This window comes from Pseudomonas palleroniana, assembly GCF_003031675.1.
GTDB classification, from domain to species: domain Bacteria; phylum Pseudomonadota; class Gammaproteobacteria; order Pseudomonadales; family Pseudomonadaceae; genus Aquipseudomonas; species Aquipseudomonas palleroniana.
Genome location: NZ_PYWX01000029.1, coordinates 153,187 through 176,522, shown reverse-complemented (window position 1 = coordinate 176,522; position 23,336 = coordinate 153,187). Strand labels below are relative to the sequence as shown.

The window sequence follows — 23,336 nt, the reverse complement described above, 5'->3', positions numbered from 1 at the left end:
GTTCAGATCTTCTGTGCCAGGGACACGCTGAAAATGCCCCATTCATCCACGCGTTGGGTGATCTTGCGAAAGCCCGCCGCTTCGACCAACTGATCCATTTCCGCCTGGCTGCGACGGCGCATCACCCAGGCTTGGCCCTGGCGGTGGCTGGTCAGTGCACGTGCGATCAATTCCAGTTGCGGGTGCCACGGTTGGCCGGTGTAGACCAGGTAACCGCCGGGCTCCACCGCTTCGGCAAGGCCGGCCAACGAACCGCCGACCATGGTGTTATCGGCGAACAACTCATACAGCCCCGACACCACCGCCAGGGTTGGCTTGGGGTCCAACGCCGCCAGATCCGCCCGGTCAAAGGCATCGCCTTTGACGAACTGCGCGATATCCCCCAGGCCTTTCTCGCGAATCAGTGCGCCACCATCGCGCACGTTGATGTCGCTGTAGTCACGTAGCAGGATCGATTCCGGCAGCGGCGACACGCCCTGCAAGGCTTCCAGAATATAGCGACCGTGGCCGGCGGCAATGTCCACAATGCGTACTTGGCGATCATCGGCACGCAGCTTGGCCATGGCCAAACGCAGCAGTTCCTCGACGTTGAGCTTGCGTTGGCGAATGCCGCGCCAGCCGATGGAGTTGAGGTAGTTGCTGTCGATCATCCGGCCCAGCCCGCCCTTGCCGCTGGGCTTGTTGCGGTACACATAGTCCAGGGTGCTGCCGGAGTCGAAACCGGTGTCGAAGCCCAGTTTCACCCCGTCCGACAGGGTTTTGCCCAGGCCCATGCTGGCGCGGGTCATGCGCCAATACAGGTCGCGCAGGGAATTACGCGGCAGTGGCGCTGCGAGGGCTTCGGACTCGGCGCAGGTGGCGCCCAGCTTATCGGCATCCAGCAATGAGGCGCGGTCCAGCGGCTGGGTGAAGTTTTGCAGGATAAAGCGCTTGGCACTGCTCACGGCCGGGGCGCGGTCGCGTTCGCCAAGGGTGTCGTGGAAGAAGCCAGGGAGGATGTGCAGCTCTTTTTTCAGGCTGCCCAGGCGGTCGAAAAATTGCTGCTGGGGTTTGCGGTGCACCACAAAGTCGGAGCCGGAGATCAGCAACTGCGTCGGCACCTGGATCGCCTGGGCATCGGCGACCACCCGATCAGCCGCTTCGTACAGGCCCAGCAGTACATTCACCGAGATGGCCTTGGTGATCAGCGGGTCGCTGTCGTAGGACTCCACGCGCTGCGGGTCGTGGCTGAGGAACTTGGCCTTGACGTAACTGTTGACGAAAAAATTGCCGCGAAACTTGCGCATCAGCGCCAGGCCCGGGCGTGCGAAGGGCACGTAGAGCTTGACCTTGAACGCCGGGGAGGCGAGCACCAGTGCACGGATTTTCGGCGCGTAATCATGGACCCAGGTCGCCGCGATCACCGCGCCGACGCTTTGCGCGATAACGGCGAAGTTTTCTTCTGCAATGCCGTAGGTGGCGCCAATGTGGTCGCAAAAGGTTTGCACGTCACGGGCGCTGGTGGCGAAGCTGGGGCTGTCGCCACGCTCGCCGGGGGACTGGCCATGGCCACGGGCGTCCCAGGCGAAGAAGTCAAAGTGCGGCAGGTCGAGTTCGTCAACCAGATGGGCAATGCGCCCCGAATGCTCATGCCCGCGATGGAACAACAGGATTGCCTTGCGCGGCTCATCACTCGAAGGTGCGCTGGCCGGCCAGTGGCGGTAGAAAAGCTCGACGCCATCATGAGTCGTGAAGGTGTGCTCTTGTTGTTCGCGCATCGCAAAAATCCTTATGCAATCGGGGAGGTTTGTGCTTCTTTGAGGCCCTGGCGCACACGGTTGACCAGGGTGTAGGCGAGCAGGGCGGCAACCAGCCACATTAGCGTGTCGACCCAACCGGCGCCGAGCCAGCCGAGCGCCACACCGGTGGCCAGCACGCCCAATACAAAGGCACGGTCGCTCTTGCCCATTGGCCCGTCATAGCGGCGTGACGCACCAACCATCGGCCCCAGGACCCCGGCGTATTCGCTGAATACCGCCAACAGCGCTACCAGCACCACCGGAACCAGGCTGACGCCGGGAATCAGCGCGAACGGCAGGATCAGTGCGCTATCTGCGATCACATCACACAGTTCGTTGAGGTAGGCACCCAGGCGCGATTGCTGGCCGAACTCGCGGGCGAGCATGCCGTCGATGGCATTGAGGGCCATACGCAGGATCATCCACACAGGGATCAGCGCAAACAGCCACAGATGTTGGGCAAAGCCTGCGACCAGCAGGCCGACGAGCAAGGAAACGACCCCGGCCAGTACGGTGATCTGGTTGGCGGTGGTGCCATTGTCGTAGAGACGCTGCACGAGGGGGCGCAGCAGGTTTTGAAAGCGTGGCTTGAGTTGGTAGATGGAAATCATGGGGGGTGACGCTTCCTTGTCCGTTAACCCGTAAAAAACCGTTCTGAAGTTTGCCGATAAATCCTCGCCTGCACCAGTGATAGCGCGTGTTTATGGGGGTTTAGTCACGGTCTGCTTCTAAGCGAACAAAAATTTCACGCCTTGTGTTATATGGTAACTAATTGTGTGTAAGCGGGCGTGAGTGGATGCAAGTGGATCTAGAAGCTGACGGCGCTTCGGTTGAGGGCCTGCCGCGTTTTCAACAAGGGTTGTTCCATGCCCGTCGGTTGCGCCAGGCCGGTATCAGCCTGACGACCCTGGCGGTCGCGGGTTGGGTGTTCGCCCTGTTCGTCGCATTGTTCGCCCCGCTATCGATCTGGCCCGTGGTGCTGATCAACTGCTCCTCGGCGTTGCTGGTGCTGGTGGCCGGGTTGCAATCGGCGTGGTGGGTGGCCGATTGGCGCGCCCAGTCGCTGGAAGAGCCGAGCGCCGATGTGCCCGTGGCGGACACGCAAGGTTACACGCGGCTGATCGGGCGTCTGGGTAGTGGCCTGTTGGCGCAGATCGGCACCCCGGTATTGTGGTTATGCGGTTGGTCTCTACTGGTGCTGGTCAGCATCTTCGAGTTCTGGAACCTGGCGTTGCCCGCCGCCGCCGTAGGCCAGTCCGCCAGCATCGGCGCTGCCTTGGCATTGGCGCTGGCCTTCGGTTTGCTGGTGTTCGAGCGCCGCCTGGCCCAGGAAACGCTGACGCAATGGCCGGAAGCCGCGCAATTGGCGCAATTGAGCCGGGTGGCAATCATCTGCCTGGTGATCAGTGCAATTTGCCTGTTGTTTGCCGGTGCCGAATCGGTCTGGCCATTGCGGCTGGCGACACTGATGGGGCTCTTGCCGGCGTTGGTGGCTTTGGAGTTCCTGCTCAGGGGCGTGCTGTCGTTGTTCAGCCCGCGCCAACCGCGCCTCGAACCGCGCTTGATGGCCCAGAGTTTTATTGCCGGGCTGCTGCGCTGGCCGCCGCAACCCCTGCTTGCCTTGCAGCACGAATTGCACAACCGCTTCGGCATCGACCTGCGCCAGATCTGGGCGTTTACCTACATGCGCCGGGCGTTTCTACCAGTGTTGCTGGTGGTTCTCGCCGTGGGCTGGTCGCTGACCGGCGTGCATGAAGTGCCCCTGCAAGGCCGCGGGATTTATGAACGCTTCGGTAAACCTGTTGAAGTCTTCGGCCCTGGCCTGCATGCCGGTTTGCCGTGGCCGCTGGGGCGCGTATTGAATGTGGAGAACGGCGTGGTGCATGAGCTGGCAACCAGCGTCAGCGAAGCCGCCACGCCCGAACTGGCTTCTGCCGAAGGCCCGGCGCCGACGATTGCCAACCGGTTGTGGGACGCCAGCCATGTGAATGACAAGTCTCAGGTGATCGCCAGCAGCAGCGGCGACAAGCAGAGCTTTCAGATCGTCAATATGGATGTGCGTTTTGTCTACCGTATCGGCCTGACCGATCAGGCCGCGCTCGCCGCCACTTACAACAGCGCGGATGTGCCGACGCTGATCCGCAGCACCGCCAGCCGTATTCTCGTGCACGACTTTGCTTCACGCACCCTCGACGAACTGCTGGGTGAGCAACGTACCAGCCTCGCCGATGAAGTGGGCCGGGCGGTGCAGGCAGACCTGAACAAGCTCGACAGCGGTGTGGAAATCCTCGCTACGGTGGTGGAGGCCATTCACCCACCGGCCGGTGCGGCCAACGCCTATCACGGTGTGCAGGCGGCGCAGATCGGCGCCCAGGCACTGATCTCCCGTGAGCGCGGAGCCGCCAGCGAGCAAACCAATCAGGCGCTGCTGCAAGCCAGCACGGTACGTGACCAGGCCCAGGCCAGTGCCCGCGAAGTGAACGCCGGCGCCCAAGCCGCCGACCTGCGTTTTGCCGCTGAACGGAAGGCTTACGCCACCGCAGGCAAAGCGTTCGTGCTGGAACAGTACCTCGGCCAACTCAGCCAGGGCCTGGCCAATGCCAAGCTGCTTATTCTGGATCACCGCCTGGGCGCCGATGGCGCGCCGACGATCGATCTGCGTTCTTTTACGTTGCCGGCTGACCCAATGGCGCCGCGCAAAGCCGTTCAATAAGGAGTTTGTCTGTTGAGCGCTCATTCTCACGATCATGACCACGGTCACCACCACCACCATCATCATGGCCACCACCATCACGGTGATGAACACGCCGCTGGCCCCTTCCCCTGGCGGCGAATGGCCTGGGCCGTGTTGCTGGTGCTGTTTGCGGTGGCGGCGGCGAGCCTGGTGCAGGTGCGTTCCGGCGAAGCCACGGTGATAACGCGCTTTGGCAACCCGTCGCGGGTACTGCTGGAGCCGGGCCTGGGTTGGCGCTGGCCGGCGCCGTTCGAAGCGGCGATCCCCGTGGACCTGCGCCTGCGCACGACCTCCAGCGGCTTGCAGGACGTAGGCACCCGCGATGGCTTGCGCATCATCGTGCAGGCTTACGTGGCGTGGCAGGTGCAGGGCGATGCCGACAATGTGCAGCGTTTTATGCGCGCCGTGCAGAACCAGCCGGATGAAGCGGCGCGGCAGATTCGCACGTTCGTGGGCTCAGCGTTGGAAACCACGGCGGCGAGTTTCGATCTGTCGAGCCTGATCAACACTGACGCCAGCCAGGTGCGCATCGCCGATTTCGAAGCGCAGTTGCGTCAGCAGATTGATCAACAATTGCTCACTACCTATGGCGTGCGCGTAGCGCAAGTGGGCGTGGAGCGTCTGACCTTACCGTCAGTGACCCTCACCGCCACCGTCGACCGCATGCGTGCCGAACGTGAAACCATCGCCACCGAGCGCACTGCCGTGGGCAAGCGTGAAGCCGCGCAGATTCGTTCCGCTGCCGAGCGCGATGCGCGGATCGTGCAGGCTGACGCCACGGTGAAAGCCGCCGATATCGAAGCGCAATCGCGGGTCGAAGCCGCGCAAATTTATGGCCGCGCTTACGCAGGTAATCCGCAGCTGTATAACCTGCTGCGTTCGCTGGATACCTTGGGCACCGTGGTCACGCCAGGCACCAAGATCATCTTGCGCACCGACGCCGCGCCGTTCCGCGCACTGGTCGATGGGCCCAAGGACATCCAGCCATGATCGAGCGTGACAACCCGGACAGCCCATGGATCCAGGCCGGGCGCCTGACCTTCGTGGCGCTGTACGCGGTGACCGTTTTGGCGGCGTTGGCCTGGGCGTTTTCCAACGTACGCCAGATCGACCCGCAGAATCGTGCGGTGGTGTTGCACTTCGGCGCACTGGATCGGATTCAGAATGCCGGGCTGCTGCTGGCCTGGCCGCAGCCGTTCGAGCAAGTGGTGCTGTTGCCGGCGGCGGACCGCGTAATCGAGCGTCGGGTGGAGAACCTGCTGCGCTCCGATGCGGCGACGCAGGCTGATCGCGTGGCCAGTTTCGCCACGCCGTTAAGCGATTCCCTGGCCGGCTCCGGTTACCTGTTGACCGGTGATGCCGGCGTGGTACAGCTGGATGTACGGGTGTTCTACAAGGTCACCGAGCCCTACGCGTTTGTGCTGCAGGGCGAGCATGTGCTGCCGGCCCTGGATCGCCTGGTCACCCGCAGCGCCGTGGCCCTGACCGCCGCGCGCGATCTGGACACGATCCTGGTGGCGCGCCCTGAATTGATAGGCACCGACAACGGCGCCGCCGAGCGCCGCGAGCGACTGCGCGGGGACTTGGTGCAGGGCATCAATAAACGGTTGGCCGAGTTGGCCACTACGGGCTTGGGGTTGGGCATCGAAGTCACTCGCGTCGATGTGCAGTCGAGTCTGCCGGGCCCGGCGGTGAATGCGTTCAACGCGGTACTGACCGCCAGCCAGCAAGCTGATAAAGCGGTGGCCAATGCGCGCACCGACGCGGAAAAACTCACCCAAACCGCCAACCAGACGGCTGACCGCCTGGTGCAGGTCGCCCATGCCCAGGCCAGCGAACGCCTGGCCAATGCCCAGGCGCAAACCGCCACCGTCGCCAGCTTGGCCCAGGTGAAAGACCCCGGCTTACTGCTGCGTCTGTATCGCGAGCGGTTACCGAAAATTCTCGGCCAGGCCGGCTCCGTGACCACGGTCGATCCTAAAGACGACTCCCGCTTGATTATCCAGGGAGCCGAGCAATGAGCGCACCCATGCTGACTTCAGCCGAGCAGCGCAGTGCTGCCCGGCAATTGACCTTGGCCATGCTGGCCCTGGGGTTGTTGATATTGGGCTTGGTGTGGAGCTGGCTGGCGCCGGACCAGACAGGCGTGAGTCAGTTGTTGCTGGGCGTGGCATCGTTGCTGGTGGCCGTACCCGTGATGCGTTCGGCCTGGTACAGCCTGCGTTTTCCCAGCCTGCACGGGATCACCGATCAACTGATCGCCCTGGCCATGCTCGGTGCCTGGGCCACGGGCGATCTGCTGACGGCTGCGTTGCTGCCGATCATCATGATCTTCGGTCACGTGCTGGAGGAGCGCAGCGTGATCGGCTCCCAGGAGGCGATCCATGCCCTGGGCAAACTGACCCGCAGCCATGCGCGGTTGGTGCAGGCCGACGGCAACATTGTCGAAGTGGATAACGGAACGCTGAACACTGGCGATATCGTCGAAGTGCGCGCCGGTGATCGGGTGCCGGCTGATGGCGTGGTGCTGTCGGGGCAGGCGAGCCTGGATACGGCGCCGATCACTGGTGAATCGGTGCCGCTGGAAGCCAGCGTGGGGGTGCAGGTGTTTGGTGGGGCGATCAACCTCGACGGCTTGCTGCGCCTGGAAGTGACCCGCACCGGTAACGAGTCGACCTTGGGCAAGGTGATCGCGCTGATGCAGAACGCCGAACGCTCCAAGCCGCCGATCACACGGCTGCTGGAGCGTTATGCCGGCAGTTATATGGTACTGGTGCTGTTGTTGGCGGCGGTGACCTGGTTTGTGACCAATGACGCCCAGGCAATGCTGGCGGTGCTGGTGGCGGCGTGCCCGTGTGCCTTGGTGCTATCGGCACCGGCCACGGCGATTGCCGGGATCGCCGTGGCGGCCCGGCATGGGATCCTGATCCGCAGCTCGGCGTTCCTGGAGGAATTGGCGGACCTGACCTCGTTGGTGGTCGACAAGACCGGCACGCTGACCTTCGGCACCTTGCGTCTGCAATCGATCGAAACCACCGCACCGGATCGGCAGGTGTTGTTGAATCTGGCGGCCAGCCTGGGTTCGGCCAGCAGTCATCCGGTCAGCCGTGCCTTGGCGGGCCTGGCGGCCCAGGAGCAAATACTCGCACTGACCGACATCCGCGAACGCCAGGGCCTGGGCGTGGTGGCGCAGACCGAACAGGGCGAAGCCGCGCTGGGCCGGCCGGAGTTGTTCGAACAATTGGGTATCGCGACAACGTCCGTTCCGAATCACGACGGCCCGATTGCCGGGTTGGCGTTGAATGGGCAGTTCCTGGCCTGGCTGCTGCTGGCCGATAGCGTCAAGCCGGAAGCACGCCAAGCGCTGCAAGAGCTGCGCGAGCTGGGCCTGGGACGCCAACTGCTGCTGACCGGCGACCGTCAAAGCGTCGCCGACAGCCTGGCGTTGGACGTGGGCATCAGCGATGTCGAAGCGCAGGCCTTGCCGGAAGACAAGCTCAACCGCGTGCTGGGCGAGATCGGCAGTGGTTTCCGTCCGATGGTGGTGGGCGACGGTATCAACGACTCCCTGGCACTGAAGGCCGGTGTGGTCGGCGTGGCGATGGGCGCCGGTGGCGCGGACATCGCCCTGGCATCGGCGGATGTGGTGCTGATCGGCAGTGACTTGCGGCGTCTGGGCACCTGTGTGCGCTTGAGCCGCCAGTGTCGACACACTTTGCAGGTCAACGTCGTCATCGGCCTGGGGTGGACCCTGGCGATCGTGGTGTTCGCCGCCTTTGGCTGGCTGGGGGCCGCAGGCGCAATGATTGCAGCGGTATTGCATAACCTCAGTACGTTGTTGGTGCTGGGCAATGCTGGGCGTTTATTGCGTTTCCAGGAGCCGCTTTTGAAGCTCGAGGAATAATTTCCGGAAGTTTTTTCAAAAGGCTGTAACGCCGCCAAGGGACCTCACTCTAGTGGTGTGTCGAGACTGAACAAACCGTTCAGACCGACACCCACTATTGATCTCTGAGGAACCAAAAATGAACATTAAAAATGCCGTTTCCGGTGCTGCCCTGGCCATCGCTGCCGCCACTATGTTTGCTGGTGTTGCTACCCAGGTACAGGCCGCCGACGCTACTGTTCATTGCTACGGTGTGACTTCTTGCAAAGGCATGAATGACTGCAAAACCGCTGAAAACGCTTGCAAAGGTCAGGCGGTCTGCAAAGGCCACGGCTTCAAGGCCATGAGCAAGGCAGCGTGTGACGCGGCTGGCGGCAAAGTCGGCGAGTAATCGGCAACCGAGTGCAACCGCAGCGGATGCCCTTTGCCGCTGCGGACACTTTGCCCAGGAGTGCATCATGTCCGCTTCCTTTCCGAGTCTGGGTTACGGCCTGGGCCTGCGCAGTGAGTACTACCAGCAGATCCTTGAACAATCACCGGCGGTGGATTGGTTCGAGGTCATCTCCGAGAATTATCTGGTCCAGGGCGGTAAAGCCTTGTATTACCTGGAGGCGATAGCCGAGCGCTATCCCCTGGTGATGCATGGCGTGTCCTTGTCCATCGGCGGGCCGCATGCCCTCGATACCGATTACCTGAAGCAAATCAAACAGCTCGCCGTACGTCTGCAACCGGCGTGGGTTTCCGATCATCTGTGCTGGAGCCGCGGCAGCGCGCATCAGTTGCATGATTTGCTGCCGTTGCCCTATACCGAGGAGAGCCTTTACCACGTGGCGGCCCGTGTTCTGCAAGTGCAGGACGTACTGCAGCGTCCACTGGTGCTGGAAAACGTCTCCAGCTATGTGCGTTCCAAGGCGGATGAATTTACCGAATGGGAATTCCTCAATGCCTTGACCCACCTGACGGGCTGCCAGTTGTTGCTGGACGTCAACAACGTCTACGTCAGCTCGCGTAATCACGGCTTCGATGCCTGGACCTTCATCCGCAACCTGCCGCCACACAGCATTCGCCAACTGCATCTGGCCGGGCATATGGACTACGGCGACTATGTCGTCGATACCCATGACCATCCCGTGTGCGATCCGGTGTGGGCGCTGTATCAACAAACCCTGGAACACCTGGGGCCGATCTCGACGCTATTGGAGCGCGACGATCATTTTCCACCGTTTGAAGAGTTGCTCACCGAGCTGGGCAAGGCCCGTGAACTGGGCGCTGCTGCGCTGGCCAGGAGGTCGCTATGCGCCTGACCGACTGGCAATTGGCCTTTGAGCAGCATCTGTTATCCGCAACCCCGGCGGCCAACAGCGGTTTTGCCGACACGTTGCGGGGGGGGCCGACGCTGGATGTCGACACGGGCCTGGCGATCTATCACAACGCCTACCTGGCGCGGCTGCAGGAAGTGCTGCGGCATGACTTCGGCGCCATCTGGTATTGGCTGGGGGATGATGAGTTTGCGTCTCTGACCGAAGCCTACGTGCGTCGTTATCCGTCTGCCCATTACAGCTTGCGCTGGCTGGGCGAGCGGTTCCCTGCGTTTATCGTCGAGCATTTGGTGGCTGAACAGAGCGCGCCGCTGGCCGAACTGGCGCGGCTCGAATGGGCCTTTACCCTGGCATTCGATGCACCGCAGGGTGAGCCGCTTGGCTTGGATGACATGGCGCAGCTGCCGCCTGCAGACTGGCCGGGTTTACAGGTCGCCCTGGTACCTTCGGTGCAGCAGATGCCGTGCCATTTCAACAGCGTGGCGATATGGCGCGCGAGCAAGGATCAGTCGGACTTCCCCGGCAGTCACGCACTGGCGCCGGCACACATCTGCCTGGTATGGCGACACCAGAACGTGTGCCACTACCGCAGCCTTGAACCTGATGAAGCGTTTGCCCTGGCCGGAATGGTGACCACCGGCTGGAATTTTTCAGAACTGTGCGCGCAATTGGTAGTCACCTATGCAGAGGGTGCGCCACTGCAGGCGGTTACGTGGCTTAAGCAGTGGGTCCAGGATGGTTTGCTCGAACGTAGAGCCCCATAGAAGAGCACTATCAATTCGATAGCCTCCTACTTTGTCTTCTGATGGTCTACCCTCACTCCAGACGTCTGAAACAAGGGGGGACTACTCATGCTCGCGCAACTTCCACCGGCCTTACAGAATCTTCAGCTACCGCTGCGTCTTCGACTCTGGGACGGCCATGAATTCAACCTGGGCCCTGCGCCCAGTGTGACCATCGTGGTGAAGGACCCCACGGTCGTGTCCCAACTGACCCATCCAACGCTCGATTCACTGGGCGAAGCCTTCGTTGAGGGCAAATTGGAGCTGGAAGGCTCCATTTCCGAGGTCATCCGGGTGTGTGACGAGCTCAGTCATGCCCTGATCGACGACGACGAGGGGAGTCGTCCGGTGCGCTCGATCCACGACAAGGCCACCGACGCTGCGGCAATTTCCTACCATTACGACCTGTCCAACGAGTTCTACCAGCTGTGGCTGGATCAGGACATGGCGTACTCCTGCGGTTATTTCGAAACCGGCAGCGAAACCCTCGACCAGGCCCAACAAGATAAATTTCGCCACCTGTGCCGCAAACTGCGGTTGCAGCCGGGTGAGTATTTGCTCGACGTAGGCTGTGGCTGGGGTGGGCTGGCGCGCTTTGCGGCGCGGGAGTTCGGGGTCAAGGTATTTGGCATCACCTTGAGCAAGGAGCAGTTGGCGCTGGCCCGGGAACGGGTGAAAGCCGAGGGCCTGGAAGACCAGGTTGACCTGCAATTGCTCGACTACCGTGACCTGCCTCAGGATGGCCGGTTCGACAAGGTGGTGAGCGTGGGCATGTTCGAACACGTCGGCCACGCCAACCTGGCGCAGTACTGCCAAACCCTGTTTGGCGCGGTGCGCGAGGGCGGTTTGGTGATGAACCACGGTATTACCGCCAAGCACACTGACGGTCGTCCTGTCGGCCGCGGCGCCGGGGACTTCATCGAGCGTTATGTCTTCCCCAACGGCGAGTTGCCGCACCTGGCGATGATGACCGCCGAGATCAGTGAAGTCGGGCTGGAAGTGGTCGACGTCGAAAGCCTGCGCCTGCATTACGCACGCACCCTGGACCACTGGAGCGAGCGCCTTGAGGACAACCTTGAAGCGGCGGCGCAGATGGTGCCGGAGCAGGCCTTGCGGATTTGGCGGTTGTACCTGGCAGGCTGCGCTTATGCGTTTGCGCGGGGCTGGATCAACCTGCACCAGATCCTGGCGGTGAAACCCCATGCCGATGGCAGCCATGAACTGCCGTGGACACGGGAAGATCTCTACCGCTGACGTTCAAGACACCTGAGTTCAAGTGTGGTGAGGGGTTTGCCCCCTCCCACATTTAGAGAATCGGGGAGATCAGTCGTGCGACCCGCATGCCCAGTTGTTGCAGGCGGCGGGTCTCGCGGCTTTCTTCCTGGCTGACTTCATGGGCCAGGGCGAAGTCGTCCATCAGCATTTGCTCAACTTCGCCGGCAAACGCCTCATCCACCGTCAGTAACATCACTTCAAAATTCAGTCGGAACGAACGGTTATCCATGTTCGCACTGCCGATCGCGCTGATTTCGCTGTCCACCAACACCACTTTCTGATGCAGAAAGCCCGGCGTGTAGCGGAACACGCGCACCCCGGCGCGTACGGCTTCGATCGCATAAAGGCTGGACGCAGCGTAGACGATGCGGTGGTCGGGACGTGAAGGCAGCAGCAGGCGTACGTCGACGCCGCGCAGCACGGCCAGGCGCAGCGCGGAGAACACGGCCTCATCGGGGATGAAATACGGGCTGGTGATCCACACCCGCTCGGTTGCCGCGTGGATGGCTTCGACGAAAAACAGTGAGCAGGTTTCATACGAGTCGGCCGGCCCACTGGCGAGCAGTTGGCAGAGTACGCCGTCTTCAGGGTAGGCGTCCGGCAGGATCAGCGGCGGCAACTTGCGCGCGGCCCAGAACCAGTCTTCGGCAAACGACTCTTGCAGGCACGCCACCACCGGGCCGGTCACCTGTACGTGAGTATCGCGCCACGGGGCCAGGGGCGGCTTTTTGCCCAGGTATTCGTCACCGACGTTATGCCCGCCGACAAACCCGGTGATGCCGTCCACCACCACGATCTTGCGGTGGTTGCGGAAGTTGACCTGGAAACGGTTGAGCCAGCCGCTGCGCGTTGCGAACGCCTTGACCTGTACGCCTGCGTCGCGCAGCGATTGCACGTAGTGATGGGGCAGGGCATGGCTGCCGATGCGGTCATACAACATATATACGGCTACGCCCTGGGCAGCCTTTTCCTTCAGCAGAGCATGCAACTGCCTGCCCAGTTCGTCGTCATGAATGATGAAAAACTGGAACAGCACGGCGCTCCTGGCACTGCGGATCGCGTCGAAGATTGCACTGAAGGTGGCATCACCATTGATCAACAAGCGCACTTGGTTGTTGGCCAGGCACGGCATGCGTCCCAGCTTGGGCATTGCGCGCAGCGACGCGTAGGCGCTGGAGTTGCGTGCGGCGAGGGCTTCTTCGACCCAAGGGCGCCAGTTCAGCTCGGCAATGGCGGTGTGCATTTCCTGGTTGGCCTGGCGGCGTGCCTGGATATAAGCGTCGAAGGTGCTGCGGCCGAAGATCAGATAAGGGATCAACGTGAGGTAGGGCATGAACATCAACGACAACGCCCAGGCGATCGAGCCTTGGGCGGTCCTGACGGTCAGCACCGCGTGGATCGCGGCGAGAGTCCCGAGAAAATGCAGCGTGGCAATGAAGTAGGCGAGCAGGTGCGGGCCAAAAAAATCCATGGACGACATATCTCCAGACAATCGACTGCCTAACAGACCATGAACGGCTGCGAATGTCGCTATTTTATTTGCCGTGCAACACTGGCGCCTTTGCGGCGTCTAACGCCCACAATTACCCAGGAGTTACTCGATGAATGCTCGTCTGCTTGGTTTGGCCATGGTTGTTGGATTGTCGCTGCCCGTGGCGGCTCAGGCGCAGATGCTGGCGCCGGGGTTGTGGGAATTGACTACCAGCAATATGAAAGTTGATAACCAGGACTTGCCGGACCTTTCGCTGATCCTCGGTCAGCTCAAGCAACAGATGACTCCCGAACAACGTGCAATGCTGGAAAAGCAGGGCATCACCATGGCCGGCAAAGGCGTGCAGGTGTGCCTCACGCCTGCTCAGGTCGCCTCCGATTCGATCCCGCTGACCGACCCGCAATCGGGTTGCAGGCAGGAAGTGACCGACAAGACCGGCAACCAGTGGAAATTCCGTTTCAGTTGCCCGAAAGCCCAAGGCAGTGGCGTCGCCACCTTCCAGAGCCAGAAGGAGTTCAGCACAACCGTCAACGGCACCTTCAATGCCACCGGCATCCAGCAGAAGGGCAGCCTCGACACCCACGCCCAGTGGCTGGGCAACGACTGCGGTACGGTCAAACCCCGCGCTTAACGCAAAAAATGCAGGGGCAAGCCCTGGCAACTGTCGACGACCTGGCCGTTGTGCCACGCCAGGTGGCCGGACACCAATGTGGTGCTGACGCTGTGGCGAAAGCTGCGTTCGGCAAACGGTGTCCAGCCGCAGCGTGCCAGGATCGGTTGACTGCTGACGGGTTTGCCTTCGGGCTCGGGTCGGATCAGCACCAGGTCGGCCCAATAGCCTTCGCGTAAGTAGCCGCGTTCGGGAATGGCAAACAGGTCAGCCACTCGGTGGCTGGTCTTCGCCACCAGCGTGGTGAGCGGCAGGTGCCCGTCAGCCACCAACTCCAGCAACGCCGGCAACGCATGCTGCACCAGCGGCAGCCCGGACGGCGCCTCTCGATAGCCCAGCTGTTTCTGCGCCCAGGTATGCGGGGCATGGTCGGTGCCGATGACATCCAGGCGATCACTCAACAAGGCACGGCGCAGAGCGTCGCGGTCGGCGCGGGTCTTGATGGCCGGGTTGCATTTGATCTGGTGGCCGAGACGGTGATAGTCGCGGTCATCGAACAACAGGTGGTGCACGCAGACCTCGGCGGTGATGCGTTTTTCAGACAAGGGTTTGTCTTCGAACAGAGCCAGTTCGAGCGCGCTGGTCAGGTGCAACACATGCAACCGCGTGCCGTGACGTTGGGCCAACTCCACGGCAAACGAAGACGAGCGGTAACAGGCCTCGGCATCGCGGATCAGTGGGTGGGCAACGGCGGGAATCCGTTCGCCGAAGCGCTCGCGCAGACGCTGTTCATTGGCCAGGATGCTGGGCGTGTGTTCACAGTGGGCCAGCAGGAGGGTCGGCACTTCGGCAAACAGTCGCTCCAGAATACGCGGGTCGTCCACCAGCATATTACCGGTGGAGGCCCCCATGAACACTTTGACCCCGGCGACTTCCCGTGGGTCGAGGGCGGCCACGGTATCGAGATTGTCGTTGCTCACACCAAAGTGAAAGCCGTAATTGGCCACCGAATTCAAGGCGGCGCGGCGCTTTTTATCGGCCAGCGCCTCCAGGGTCAGGGTGGCAGGGTGGGTGTTGGGCATGTCCATGAAACTGGTGATGCCACCGGCCACCGCGGCGCGGGACTCGCTGTAGAAGCTGCCTTTGTCCGGCGCGCCAGGTTCGCGAAAGTGCACCTGGTCGTCGATCATGCCTGGCAGCAGCCATTGGCCCTGGGCGTCGATCTCCACCGGCTCGTTGCCGCCTTCGATGCTGCCGGCGATTTTCTCGATACGACCATTGGCGACCAGCACATCGGCGTCGAACTCCAGGCCTTCATTGACCAGGCGGGCATTGCGGATCAGCAGGCGGCTCATGGTTCAGAACTCGTTCTGCAGGGCTTTGTAACCCCGCACCAGGTCGACGTTGGTGCGGGCCACATCTTCGGAAAACTCCGAGGCGCTGACACTGACCGGCGGGAACTGCGACAGGTCGGTGTGAGGCCCGATGCGCGTGGTGGACGGCACGTAGAAGGCGGCGGGCAAGTCGCGGCCGTCGACCACCGAGTTGTGGCGCACCACACAACCGTCGCCCACGGCGCAGTTGAACAGCACGCTGTTGAAGCCAATGAACACCCGGTCGCCGACGGTGCAGGGGCCGTGGACGATGGAGCGGTGCGCAATGGAACTGAACTCACCAATCGTCACCGCCGCGCCGGATTTGGAGTGGATGACCACGCCGTCCTGGATGTTGGAGTTGGCGCCGATGGTGATGGGGTCCATGTCGCCGGACGCGTCGACTTCGTCGGCGCGGATCACGGCATAGGGGCCGACGAACACATTCTCGCCGATGATGACTTTGCCGCAGATGATTGCGGTCTTGTCGACGTAGGCCGATTCGGCGATCACTGGGAGATCGCCGGAAGGGTTCTTGCGGATCATGCGTCAGGCTCCGTAATGATAGGGACGTAATTGCCAGGGGCCGTCTTTTCCCGGTCGAGCATGCACAAGGTCATGGTTTGCTCAGGGCGGCGCACAGGGTGTTGAGGTTGTATTCGAACAGCCCGGTGAAAGTGCTGGCCGGGCCTTCTGCGGCGAGAGCGTCGGAGTACAGCGTGCCGCCGATCTGCGCGCCGCTTTCGTCTGCAATCTGCTTGAGCAGGCGCGAGTCCTTGATGTTTTCCATGAACACGGCCTTGACCTTGTCTTTGCGGATCTGGGTGATCAGCGCGGCCACTTCGGCGGCCGAAGGCTCACGTTCCGTCGACAGGCCCTGAGGTGCCAGGAACTGGATGCCGTAGGCCTGGCCCAGGTAGCCGAACGCGTCATGGGAGGTGACGATGCGACGGTTGCCCGCCGGCAGTGCGCCGAATTTGGTTTTGGCTTCGGCCAGCAGGCGGTAGATCTCTTTCAGGTACGCCTGGCTGTTGCGCAGGTAGTCGGCCTTGTTGGCCGGGTCGGCTGCCACCAGCGCCTTGGTGATGTTGTTCACGTAGATTTCGGCGTTGGCCAGGTTGTGCCAGGCATGTGGGTCGGGGATGGTTTCACCGTCTTCTTCCATGGTGTGGGAAATCACGCCTTTGCTGGCGGTGACCACGGTCGCCTGGGTTTCGGTGCTGGTCACCAGGCGGTCAAGCCACGGCTCGAAACCCAGGCCGTTCTTGATAATCACCTTGGCCTTGAGCAGCGCCTTGGCGTCATCCGGGGTGGGCTCGTAGGTATGGGCGTCGGCGTCGGGGCCGACCATGTTGCTGATCTGGATATGATCGCCACCGATCTGGTGGGTGATGTCATCGAGAATACTGAAGCTGGTAACCACCTGGAGTTTGTCGGCGGCCTGGACCATCGACAGCGGTAGCAGCAGGCTGAACAGCACGAGTAGAGCGCGCATCGGGAAACACCTCATTGGGATGTAAGCAAAGGCGGGCGGCGCAGCAAGCCGTGCACCGGACCGAAGACCACGGACAGCAGGTACCCGCCGCCAGCCACCAGCACGATGGCCGGGCCGCTGGGTAGCGAGTAGTAGAACGACAACAACAGGCCCAACCACACCGACAAGCATCCCAGCACCGCCGAGACGGCGATCAACACCGGCAGGCGCCGGCTCCAGAAGCGTGAAGCAATGGCCGGCAACATCATCAAGCCCACCACCATCAACGCGCCGATGGCCTGGAAGCCGATCACCAGGTTCAGCACCACCAGGGTCAGGAACAACCCGTGTGCGAGGGGGCCGAGGCGACTGACGGTTTGCAGGAACAGCGGGTCGAGGGTGTCCAGCAGCAGCGGCTTATAGATCAGTGCCATGGCGACCAGGCTGAAGCCGGAGACCCAGAGCATGCCCGTCAAAGTGGTTTCATCCACGGCCAGGGCGGAGCCGAACAGCAGGTGCAAGAGGTCCAGGCGCTTGCCGGCGATGCCGAGGATCAGCACGCCGGCGGCGAGTGAGATGGGGTAGATGGCGGCGAGGCTGGCGTCTTCACGCAGGCCGGTGCGGCGGGTGATCCATGCGGATAAACCCGCCATGCTCAGACCTGCACCGAGGCCGCCGATGGTCAAGGCAGGCAGGCTGAGGCCGGCGAACCAGAAGCCCAGCGCGGCGCCGGGCAGGATGCCGTGGGCGACGGCGTCGCCGATCAGGCTCATGCGCCGCAGGATCAGGAATACCCCGAGCGGCGCTGTGCTGCAGGCGAGCACCAGGCCGCCGATCAGCGCGCGGCGCATGAAGACGAAGTCATGGAAGGGCATCCACAGGTGGGCGGTGAAATGCATCAAGCCACCTGCATGTGCGGTTGTGGACGGATCAGTTCCTGGCTCGACCCGAACACGCAGCCAGTGCTTTTGATCTGCACCACTTGCTCGGTGTGATGGCGCACGGCGGCGAGGTCGTGACAAACGATGACCACGGTGCGGCCCTCCTCATGCCAGGCATGTACATGTTTCCAGCACAGCGCCTGGCCTTCTTCATCGAGCGCCGCGTGAGGCTCATCCAGCAGCAAGACTGGCGCCTCAGCCAGGCTCATGCGAGCGAGCAGTGCACGCTGCAATTCGCCACCCGACAACGCCATCAATGGGCGGTGCTCAAGGCCGCTGAGGCACCAGTCTTTCAGTACTGTTTGCAGACGCTGGCTGCGTTGCTCCGGGCTGAGCTGGGTGCCCCAGAAGCCGGCGGCGACCAACTCTTGCAGGCTGATGGGGAACTGGCGATCGAGGTGTTGTTGCTGGGGCAGGAACGACAAGCCCCCGCGGCGTGGCACCTCCACGCTGACTTTGCCGGCCAGCGGCTTTTGCAGGCCGGCGATGACTTTGAGCAGGCTGCTTTTGCCGGTGCCGTTGGCACCAATGATCCCGGTGAGGCTGCCTTTTGCCAGCGTGAGATCCAGGGCGGGCGTCAGTGGCTGGCCGGGAGCGCCCCAGCGTAAGGCGGTGCAGGTGATCATGCAGAGGGTCTCGTCCAGCGGCTTTCAGCCACGGCATCATGCGCGTGCAGGCTTTCGGCGTGGATCACTTTCAGGTGGAAGGCTTTGACGGCATCCGAGCGTTTCAAGGCGAGGTTCAGGCGGCGGGCGGCGTCTTCGCAGAACATCAGGTTCTGCCCGTTGGCCAGGGCGAAGGCTTGTTCGTCCGCTCGTTTCACTGCGGTCTGTACGGCGGTACCCAGGGCGGCTTCTGCGGCATTGATCAGGTCAGTGAAGGGCAGGTGCTCGCCTTGCAGTTGAACGTGCAATTGGGCGCTGCTGCGTTGGCTATGAGGAGTGGCAACGATGCCGCTGGCGCTGCCGAGCCAGGTCAACACGTCCGCATGCTGCAACTGGGTATTGGCAAAATCCTGGAGAAATTGCTGCTGAATCAACTGCCTGGCGAGGGCCGCCGAGCATGGGCAGGTTGAGGAGTAGGTAACGTCAATTTTTAGTTCCACGTGGAACATCTGGTTTTCCAGACGCGCTTCGATGCTCACCGGATAGCTTTTCCAGCCGGCCAATGGACTGACGAGAGCCGGGCGTTTCAACAGCAGATCCGTGTGAATACGCAAGTAAGCGTTCTTAGATAATCCTTCATGACTATCGAGAAAACGTTGAAGTACATTACGCAGAAGTGCAGGCGTCAGAAGCTGCTGATCCAGCATTTCCAAGGCCAGGTACAAGCGTGACATGTGAATGCCACGGGCCGCGCCATCGTCCAGGCTGACGCCGGCGTCGGCAGTGGCGGTCAGGCGTTGGCCATCGATAAGGATGGGCAGGGCGATACCGCACATGCCCACCCATTCGAGTGGCAAGGCTTGGCGTGAAGCCTGCGCGGCGATATCCGGCAGAGTCAGCGCATTCATGGGCAGGTCCATCGTTGGAAATAAAAAGACATGTTATATTATAACTATTGAGTCGACGATGATTTTTCTGCTTCAGCCTTTCTTCAGTCAAGTCGAGCAGGGACGCTCCTTTATTTGCGGTATTTGCCATGCACAGACGTCAGCTCCTTAACTTGCTGTTGGTCAGTCCCCTGTTCACCTTGCCTTTGGGGGCTTACGCCACGCAGATTCGCAATGCGCGCCTGTGGCGCTCGGATGACAAACTGCGGTTGGTGCTGGATCTCAGCGGCCCGGTGCAATACAAGACCTTTTCCCTGACCGCGCCGGAACGGGTGATCATCGACCTGAATGGTGCCGGGCTCGCGGGGGATTTTTCTCAGCTGGCATTGAAAAACAGTGGGATCACTTCGATCCGCTCCGGGCATTTCGGCAAAAACGATACCCGTATCGTGCTGGACCTGGCCGCGCCGATGCAGCTCAACAGTTTTCTCTTACCGCCGCAGGATGGCCAAGGTCACCGCCTGGTGTTGGACCTGACTAATGCCACCCACGCGCCTCGCCTGATTGCCTCAGAAACGGCGCCCCCAGCGGTTGCATCAGCGGCGACGTTAGATAAAGCGCACCCCAAGCGTGACATCATCGTGGTGGTGGACCCCGGCCACGGCGGCAAGGACCCAGGTGCCGTTGGCTCCAAAGGCCAGCGCGAAAAAGACGTGGTGCTGTCCATCGCCCAATTGCTGGCTAAACGCTTGAAGCGCGAGAAGGGCTTTGCCGTGAAACTGGTGCGCAATGACGACTTCTTCGTGCCGCTGCGCAAGCGTGTGGACATCGCCCGTCAGCACAAAGCCGATATGTTCATCTCGGTGCATGCCGATGCCGCGCCACGGCTGACGGCCTCCGGGGCGTCGGTGTATGCACTCTCCGAAGGGGGGGCTACCTCTGCCACGGCGCGCTTCATGGCTCAGCGCGAAAACGGCGCGGACCTCCTCGGCGCCACCACGTTGCTCAATCTCAAGGACAAGGACCCGATGCTGGCGGGGGTGATTCTTGATATGTCGATGAACGCCACCATCGCGTCCAGTCTGCAATTGGGCAGCTCGGTACTGGGCAGCCTGCAAAACATCACCACGCTGCACCAGAAACGCGTCGAGCAGGCAGGCTTTGCGGTGCTCAAGTCACCGGATGTGCCGTCGATCCTGGTGGAAACCGGGTTTATCTCCAACACTCAGGACGCTCAGCGGCTGGTGACGGCGCGTCATCAACAAGCGGTAGCAGATGGCCTGTTCGAAGGCTTGAAAAAATACTTCCAGAAGAACCCGCCGATGAACAGCTACATGGCCTGGGTTCAAGAGCAAAAGAACGGCCAGGTCTAACAACCGGTGATACGGCTGCACGTGAACTTGGCGCTGGCACCACCTGAACTGGAGAATCGGTTGAGGGTGGTCCAGCCCACGCGCCGGGTGTAGCCGACCCACGCCTCACCATCGGACGCCAAACCGGTAAAGAACGTCAGCTGGCCGTAACGGCTGTTGGTCTGCGCCCAGTAGCGTTTGCCGATCACTTCGAACCCGCGCAAATACGTGGTGCTGCCGACAGTCGCCACGCTATAGGCGTTCCCCAATGGGTCCACACAGGCCAGCAAGTTGGCGCTGCGCGTGCAATTGGCCAGCAGGCTCGGCGCTTGAGCGTGGGCTTGGCCTGCCGCAGCCAACAAGAGCGCGCACAACAGGTATTTCATCGGGGTTCTCGCAACAAGAGAGTGTTCCAGCATTGCGCCCTTCGTCGTAACGAGCAAGGGGGATTGGCTTATTTGTGTTGTTATACTATAACATTAAAAACCGCCTGACCCATGAACCGTTTCCCATGACTGAGCAAGACCTCCTGGCCCAACCGCCCGCCGATTACATGAATGAGGCCCAGCAAGGCTTCTTCCGCGAGCTGTTGCTGGCCCAGCGCAATGAGCTGCAAGCGCGTATCGACGCCGAGTTCCTGGCGTTACGCGAGCAGGAAACCAACAGCGACCCGGCGGATGTCGGCAGCGCCGAAGAACAGCGCCAATGGCAACTGCGCCTGCTGGAGCGCGAAAAGAAGCTATTGGACAAGATCGACGACGCCTTGGAGCGGCTGGCCCGCGGTGAATACGGCTGGTGCCGTGAGACCGGCGAGCCCATCGGCCTGCAACGTCTGCTGCTGCGTCCCACGGCCACCCTGTGTATCGAAGCCAAAGAACGTGAAGAGCTGCGCGAACGCCATAAACGGGCGATTTGACCGGCCCCCTGATGAGGATTACCTGATGACCCACCGTCTCCCCGTTACTGTGTTGTCCGGCTTTCTCGGCGCCGGTAAAAGCACGCTGCTCAACTACGTCCTGCGCAACCGCGAAAACCTGCGGGTAGCCGTGATCGTCAACGACATGAGCGAAATCAACATTGATGGCAGCGAAGTTCAGCGTGACGTCACGCTCAATCGTGCCGAAGAAAAACTGGTGGAAATGAGCAACGGCTGCATCTGCTGCACCTTGCGTGAAGACTTGCTGGAAGAAGTCGGAAAACTCGCCAAGGAGGGTCGTTTCGATTACCTGCTGATCGAATCCACCGGCATTTCCGAGCCGTTGCCCGTGGCTGAAACCTTCACCTTTCGCGATGAAAACGAGCAGAGCCTGGCCGACATTGCCCGCCTGGATACCATGGTCACGGTGGTCGACGGCATGAACTTCCTGCTCGACTACCAGGCCGCCGACAGCCTGGCCTCGCGGGGTGAAACCCTGGGTGAAGAGGATGAGCGCTCCATCACCGACCTGCTGATCGAGCAGATCGAGTTCGCTGACGTGATCCTGATCAGCAAGATCGACTTGATCAGCAGTCGCGAGCGCGAAGAGCTGATGGCCATTCTTGAACGCCTGAACGCCCACGCGGAAATCATCCCGATGGTCATGGGCGAAGTGCCGTTAGCCAAGATCCTCAACACCGGCCGCTTCGACTTCGAGCGCGCCTCCCAGGCGCCGGGCTGGTTGCAGGAAATGCGCGGTGAGCATGTGCCGGAGACGCAGGAGTACGGCATCGCGTCCACGGCATACCGCGCGCGTCGTCCGTTTCATCCGCAGCGTTTTTTCGACTTTATCGACCGTCCGTGGGTCAACGGCAAGCTGTTGCGTTCCAAGGGGTTTTTCTGGCTGGCCAGCAAACATCAGGATGCAGGCAGTTGGTCTCAGGCGGGAGGGTTGATGCGCCATGGTTTCGCCGGTCGCTGGTGGCGTTTTGTGCCGAAAAGCCAGTGGCCTCAAGATGAGGAAAGCATCGCGGCGATCATGGGCAACTGGCAATTGAGCACCGGCGACTGTCGCCAGGAACTGGTCTTCATCGGCCAGAACATCGACTTCGCCCGGATGCGCGCCGAACTGGACGCGTGCCTGCTCACCGATGAAGAAATGGCCCTGGGCGTCGAAGGATGGCGTCAGTTGGTCGATCCCTTCGGCCCTTGGTATGAAGAGGTTGCAGCCTGATGCTCGCCCCGGTTATCACACCGTTGCCGGTGATCCGCCAGACATGCGGCGAAACCCCACTGACGCTGGCCGACATTCTTGAAGACGGCGTCAACCTGGCACTCTGGCAACGCCCGTTACCGCTGCACATCGCTGAATTTGGTGCATTGCTGGTGGCGCTCAACGAGCCGTTGGCCGAGTCCCTGGTGATCGAGCTTAACCATGAGAATGCCGTACCGGACTTGCAGGGCTTGGCGTCCGGTTGCCGAGATCTGGAAGGCTACGAAGGTTTTATCGCCGATGTGTCGTGGCTGGTCAGCGCCTTTGCGTGTCTGTTGGGCGCCAAGCGGGTGGGGGTGCGCCTGCGGCTGTTGGACAAGGCCATGTGCCCACGTTTTCACGTCGACCATGTGCCGGTGCGATTGATCACCACCTATGCCGGGGTCGGTAGCCAATGGTTGCGCGAAGGGGAGATGGACCGCCGTAAACTGGGGCAGCCGCAGGCCGAACCCGTCGAGCGCATCGAACAGATTCGCTGTGGCGAAGTCGCTCTGCTCAAGGGCACTAAATGGCATGGCAATGAAGGGCATGGTTTGATTCACCGCTCACCAGCGCTCAACGCAGATGAGCGACGGTTGATCCTGACGCTGGATTGGCTTGCATAACCGCGTAGGATCAAGCTTTCTACACGCCCTGAATGAT

General features: G+C 61.7%; 23 protein-coding genes. 13 read left to right on the top strand and 10 right to left on the bottom strand.

What is annotated here, in order from left to right; translation table 11 throughout:
- Nucleotides 1-2: 2 nt before the first annotated feature.
- Nucleotides 3-1,757, bottom strand: a complete 1,755-nt coding sequence (locus C9383_RS09275; protein WP_090367845.1) for a bifunctional alpha/beta hydrolase/class I SAM-dependent methyltransferase — start codon at nt 1,755-1,757, stop codon at nt 3-5.
- 11 nt (nt 1,758-1,768) lie between these two features.
- Complete coding sequence (locus tag C9383_RS09270; protein WP_090367847.1) at nt 1,769-2,389, bottom strand: CDP-alcohol phosphatidyltransferase family protein; 621 nt, start codon at nt 2,387-2,389, stop codon at nt 1,769-1,771.
- Nucleotides 2,390-2,574: 185 nt separating this feature from the next.
- Between C9383_RS09270 and hflK (C9383_RS09265) the strand changes: the two genes are divergently transcribed.
- From hflK (C9383_RS09265) to cfaB, 8 genes are all read left to right on the top strand, one after another.
- Nucleotides 2,575-4,491: a protease modulator HflK gene (hflK, locus tag C9383_RS09265; protein WP_090367849.1), complete on the top strand. Its 1,917-nt coding sequence runs from the start codon at nt 2,575-2,577 to the stop codon at nt 4,489-4,491.
- Nucleotides 4,492-4,500: 9 nt separating this feature from the next.
- Nucleotides 4,501-5,502, top strand: coding sequence for a protease modulator HflC (gene hflC, locus C9383_RS09260; protein WP_161548619.1), 1,002 nt, complete (start codon nt 4,501-4,503; stop codon nt 5,500-5,502).
- A complete protein-coding gene (hflK, locus tag C9383_RS09255) occupies nt 5,499-6,533 on the top strand; it encodes a protease modulator HflK (protein WP_060756593.1) in 1,035 nt (344 codons plus the stop codon). The genes hflC and hflK (C9383_RS09255) overlap by 4 nt, the downstream gene beginning before the upstream one ends.
- Entirely contained in the window at nt 6,530-8,416 is a 1,887-nt protein-coding gene (locus tag C9383_RS09250) for a cation-translocating P-type ATPase (protein ID WP_090367850.1), read from the top strand. The genes hflK (C9383_RS09255) and C9383_RS09250 overlap by 4 nt, the downstream gene beginning before the upstream one ends.
- A 118-nt stretch (nt 8,417-8,534) precedes the next feature.
- A complete protein-coding gene (gene bufA2, locus C9383_RS28370; protein ID WP_060756595.1) occupies nt 8,535-8,786 on the top strand; it encodes a BufA2 family periplasmic bufferin-type metallophore in 252 nt (83 codons plus the stop codon).
- A 67-nt stretch (nt 8,787-8,853) separates the two neighbouring features.
- On the top strand, nt 8,854-9,699 hold the full coding sequence (bufB, locus tag C9383_RS09240; RefSeq protein ID WP_090367852.1) for an MNIO family bufferin maturase: 846 nt from the start codon (nt 8,854-8,856) through the stop codon (nt 9,697-9,699).
- Entirely contained in the window at nt 9,690-10,478 is a 789-nt protein-coding gene (locus C9383_RS09235) for an HvfC/BufC N-terminal domain-containing protein (RefSeq protein WP_090367854.1), read from the top strand. Before bufB ends, C9383_RS09235 begins: the two co-directional genes overlap by 10 nt.
- 87 nt (nt 10,479-10,565) lie before the next feature.
- Nucleotides 10,566-11,750 (top strand): C17 cyclopropane fatty acid synthase CfaB, encoded by a 1,185-nt coding sequence (gene cfaB, locus C9383_RS09230; protein WP_060756598.1) that lies wholly within the window; start codon nt 10,566-10,568, stop codon nt 11,748-11,750.
- Between the two features lie 52 nt (nt 11,751-11,802).
- Here the strand turns inward: cfaB and cls are convergent, their stop codons facing one another.
- Nucleotides 11,803-13,242, bottom strand: coding sequence for a cardiolipin synthase (gene cls, locus C9383_RS09225; RefSeq protein WP_060756599.1), 1,440 nt, complete (start codon nt 13,240-13,242; stop codon nt 11,803-11,805).
- Nucleotides 13,243-13,372: 130 nt separating this feature from the next.
- Between cls and C9383_RS09220 the strand changes: the two genes are divergently transcribed.
- Nucleotides 13,373-13,894, top strand: a complete 522-nt coding sequence (locus C9383_RS09220) for a DUF3617 domain-containing protein (protein WP_090367856.1) — start codon at nt 13,373-13,375, stop codon at nt 13,892-13,894.
- On the opposite strand, the gene C9383_RS09215 is transcribed toward C9383_RS09220, so the two are convergent.
- The 6 genes from C9383_RS09215 to folE2 all read right to left on the bottom strand — a co-directional run bounded on the left by C9383_RS09215 (nt 13,891) and on the right by folE2 (nt 19,174).
- Nucleotides 13,891-15,228, bottom strand: coding sequence for a dihydroorotase (locus tag C9383_RS09215; RefSeq protein WP_090367859.1), 1,338 nt, complete (start codon nt 15,226-15,228; stop codon nt 13,891-13,893). The genes C9383_RS09220 and C9383_RS09215 overlap by 4 nt on opposite strands.
- A gap of 3 nt (nt 15,229-15,231) precedes the next feature.
- Nucleotides 15,232-15,792 carry a gamma carbonic anhydrase family protein gene (locus C9383_RS09210; RefSeq protein WP_060756602.1) on the bottom strand — a complete coding sequence of 187 codons (561 nt, stop codon included), beginning with the start codon at nt 15,790-15,792 and terminating at the stop codon, nt 15,232-15,234.
- A gap of 70 nt (nt 15,793-15,862) precedes the next feature.
- Nucleotides 15,863-16,741, bottom strand: coding sequence for a metal ABC transporter substrate-binding protein (locus C9383_RS09205; protein WP_090367861.1), 879 nt, complete (start codon nt 16,739-16,741; stop codon nt 15,863-15,865).
- 11 nt (nt 16,742-16,752) lie between these two features.
- A complete protein-coding gene (locus C9383_RS09200; protein ID WP_090367864.1) occupies nt 16,753-17,619 on the bottom strand; it encodes a metal ABC transporter permease in 867 nt (288 codons plus the stop codon).
- Nucleotides 17,619-18,287: a metal ABC transporter ATP-binding protein gene (locus tag C9383_RS09195; protein ID WP_090367866.1), complete on the bottom strand. Its 669-nt coding sequence runs from the start codon at nt 18,285-18,287 to the stop codon at nt 17,619-17,621. The genes C9383_RS09200 and C9383_RS09195 overlap by 1 nt, the downstream gene beginning before the upstream one ends.
- Entirely contained in the window at nt 18,284-19,174 is an 891-nt protein-coding gene (gene folE2, locus C9383_RS09190; protein WP_090367868.1) for a GTP cyclohydrolase FolE2, read from the bottom strand. Before folE2 ends, C9383_RS09195 begins: the two co-directional genes overlap by 4 nt.
- 128 nt (nt 19,175-19,302) lie before the next feature.
- Between folE2 and C9383_RS09185 the strand changes: the two genes are divergently transcribed.
- Complete coding sequence (locus C9383_RS09185; RefSeq protein ID WP_090367870.1) at nt 19,303-20,526, top strand: N-acetylmuramoyl-L-alanine amidase; 1,224 nt, start codon at nt 19,303-19,305, stop codon at nt 20,524-20,526.
- Here the strand turns inward: C9383_RS09185 and C9383_RS09180 are convergent.
- Nucleotides 20,523-20,891: a hypothetical protein gene (locus C9383_RS09180; protein WP_060756608.1), complete on the bottom strand. Its 369-nt coding sequence runs from the start codon at nt 20,889-20,891 to the stop codon at nt 20,523-20,525. The two genes, C9383_RS09185 and C9383_RS09180, sit on opposite strands and share 4 nt — an antisense overlap.
- Nucleotides 20,892-21,016: 125 nt before the next feature.
- On the opposite strand from C9383_RS09180, the gene dksA reads away from it, so the two are divergent.
- The 3 genes from dksA to C9383_RS09165 are packed head-to-tail and all read left to right on the top strand — an operon-like array spanning nt 21,017 to nt 23,299.
- On the top strand, nt 21,017-21,421 hold the full coding sequence (gene dksA, locus C9383_RS09175; protein WP_060756609.1) for an RNA polymerase-binding protein DksA: 405 nt from the start codon (nt 21,017-21,019) through the stop codon (nt 21,419-21,421).
- A gap of 25 nt (nt 21,422-21,446) precedes the next feature.
- Nucleotides 21,447-22,655 (top strand): zinc metallochaperone GTPase ZigA, encoded by a 1,209-nt coding sequence (gene zigA, locus C9383_RS09170; RefSeq protein WP_090367872.1) that lies wholly within the window; start codon nt 21,447-21,449, stop codon nt 22,653-22,655.
- Nucleotides 22,655-23,299: a DUF1826 domain-containing protein gene (locus tag C9383_RS09165; RefSeq protein WP_090367874.1), complete on the top strand. Its 645-nt coding sequence runs from the start codon at nt 22,655-22,657 to the stop codon at nt 23,297-23,299. Before zigA ends, C9383_RS09165 begins: the two co-directional genes overlap by 1 nt.
- Nucleotides 23,300-23,336: the final 37 nt, after the last annotated feature.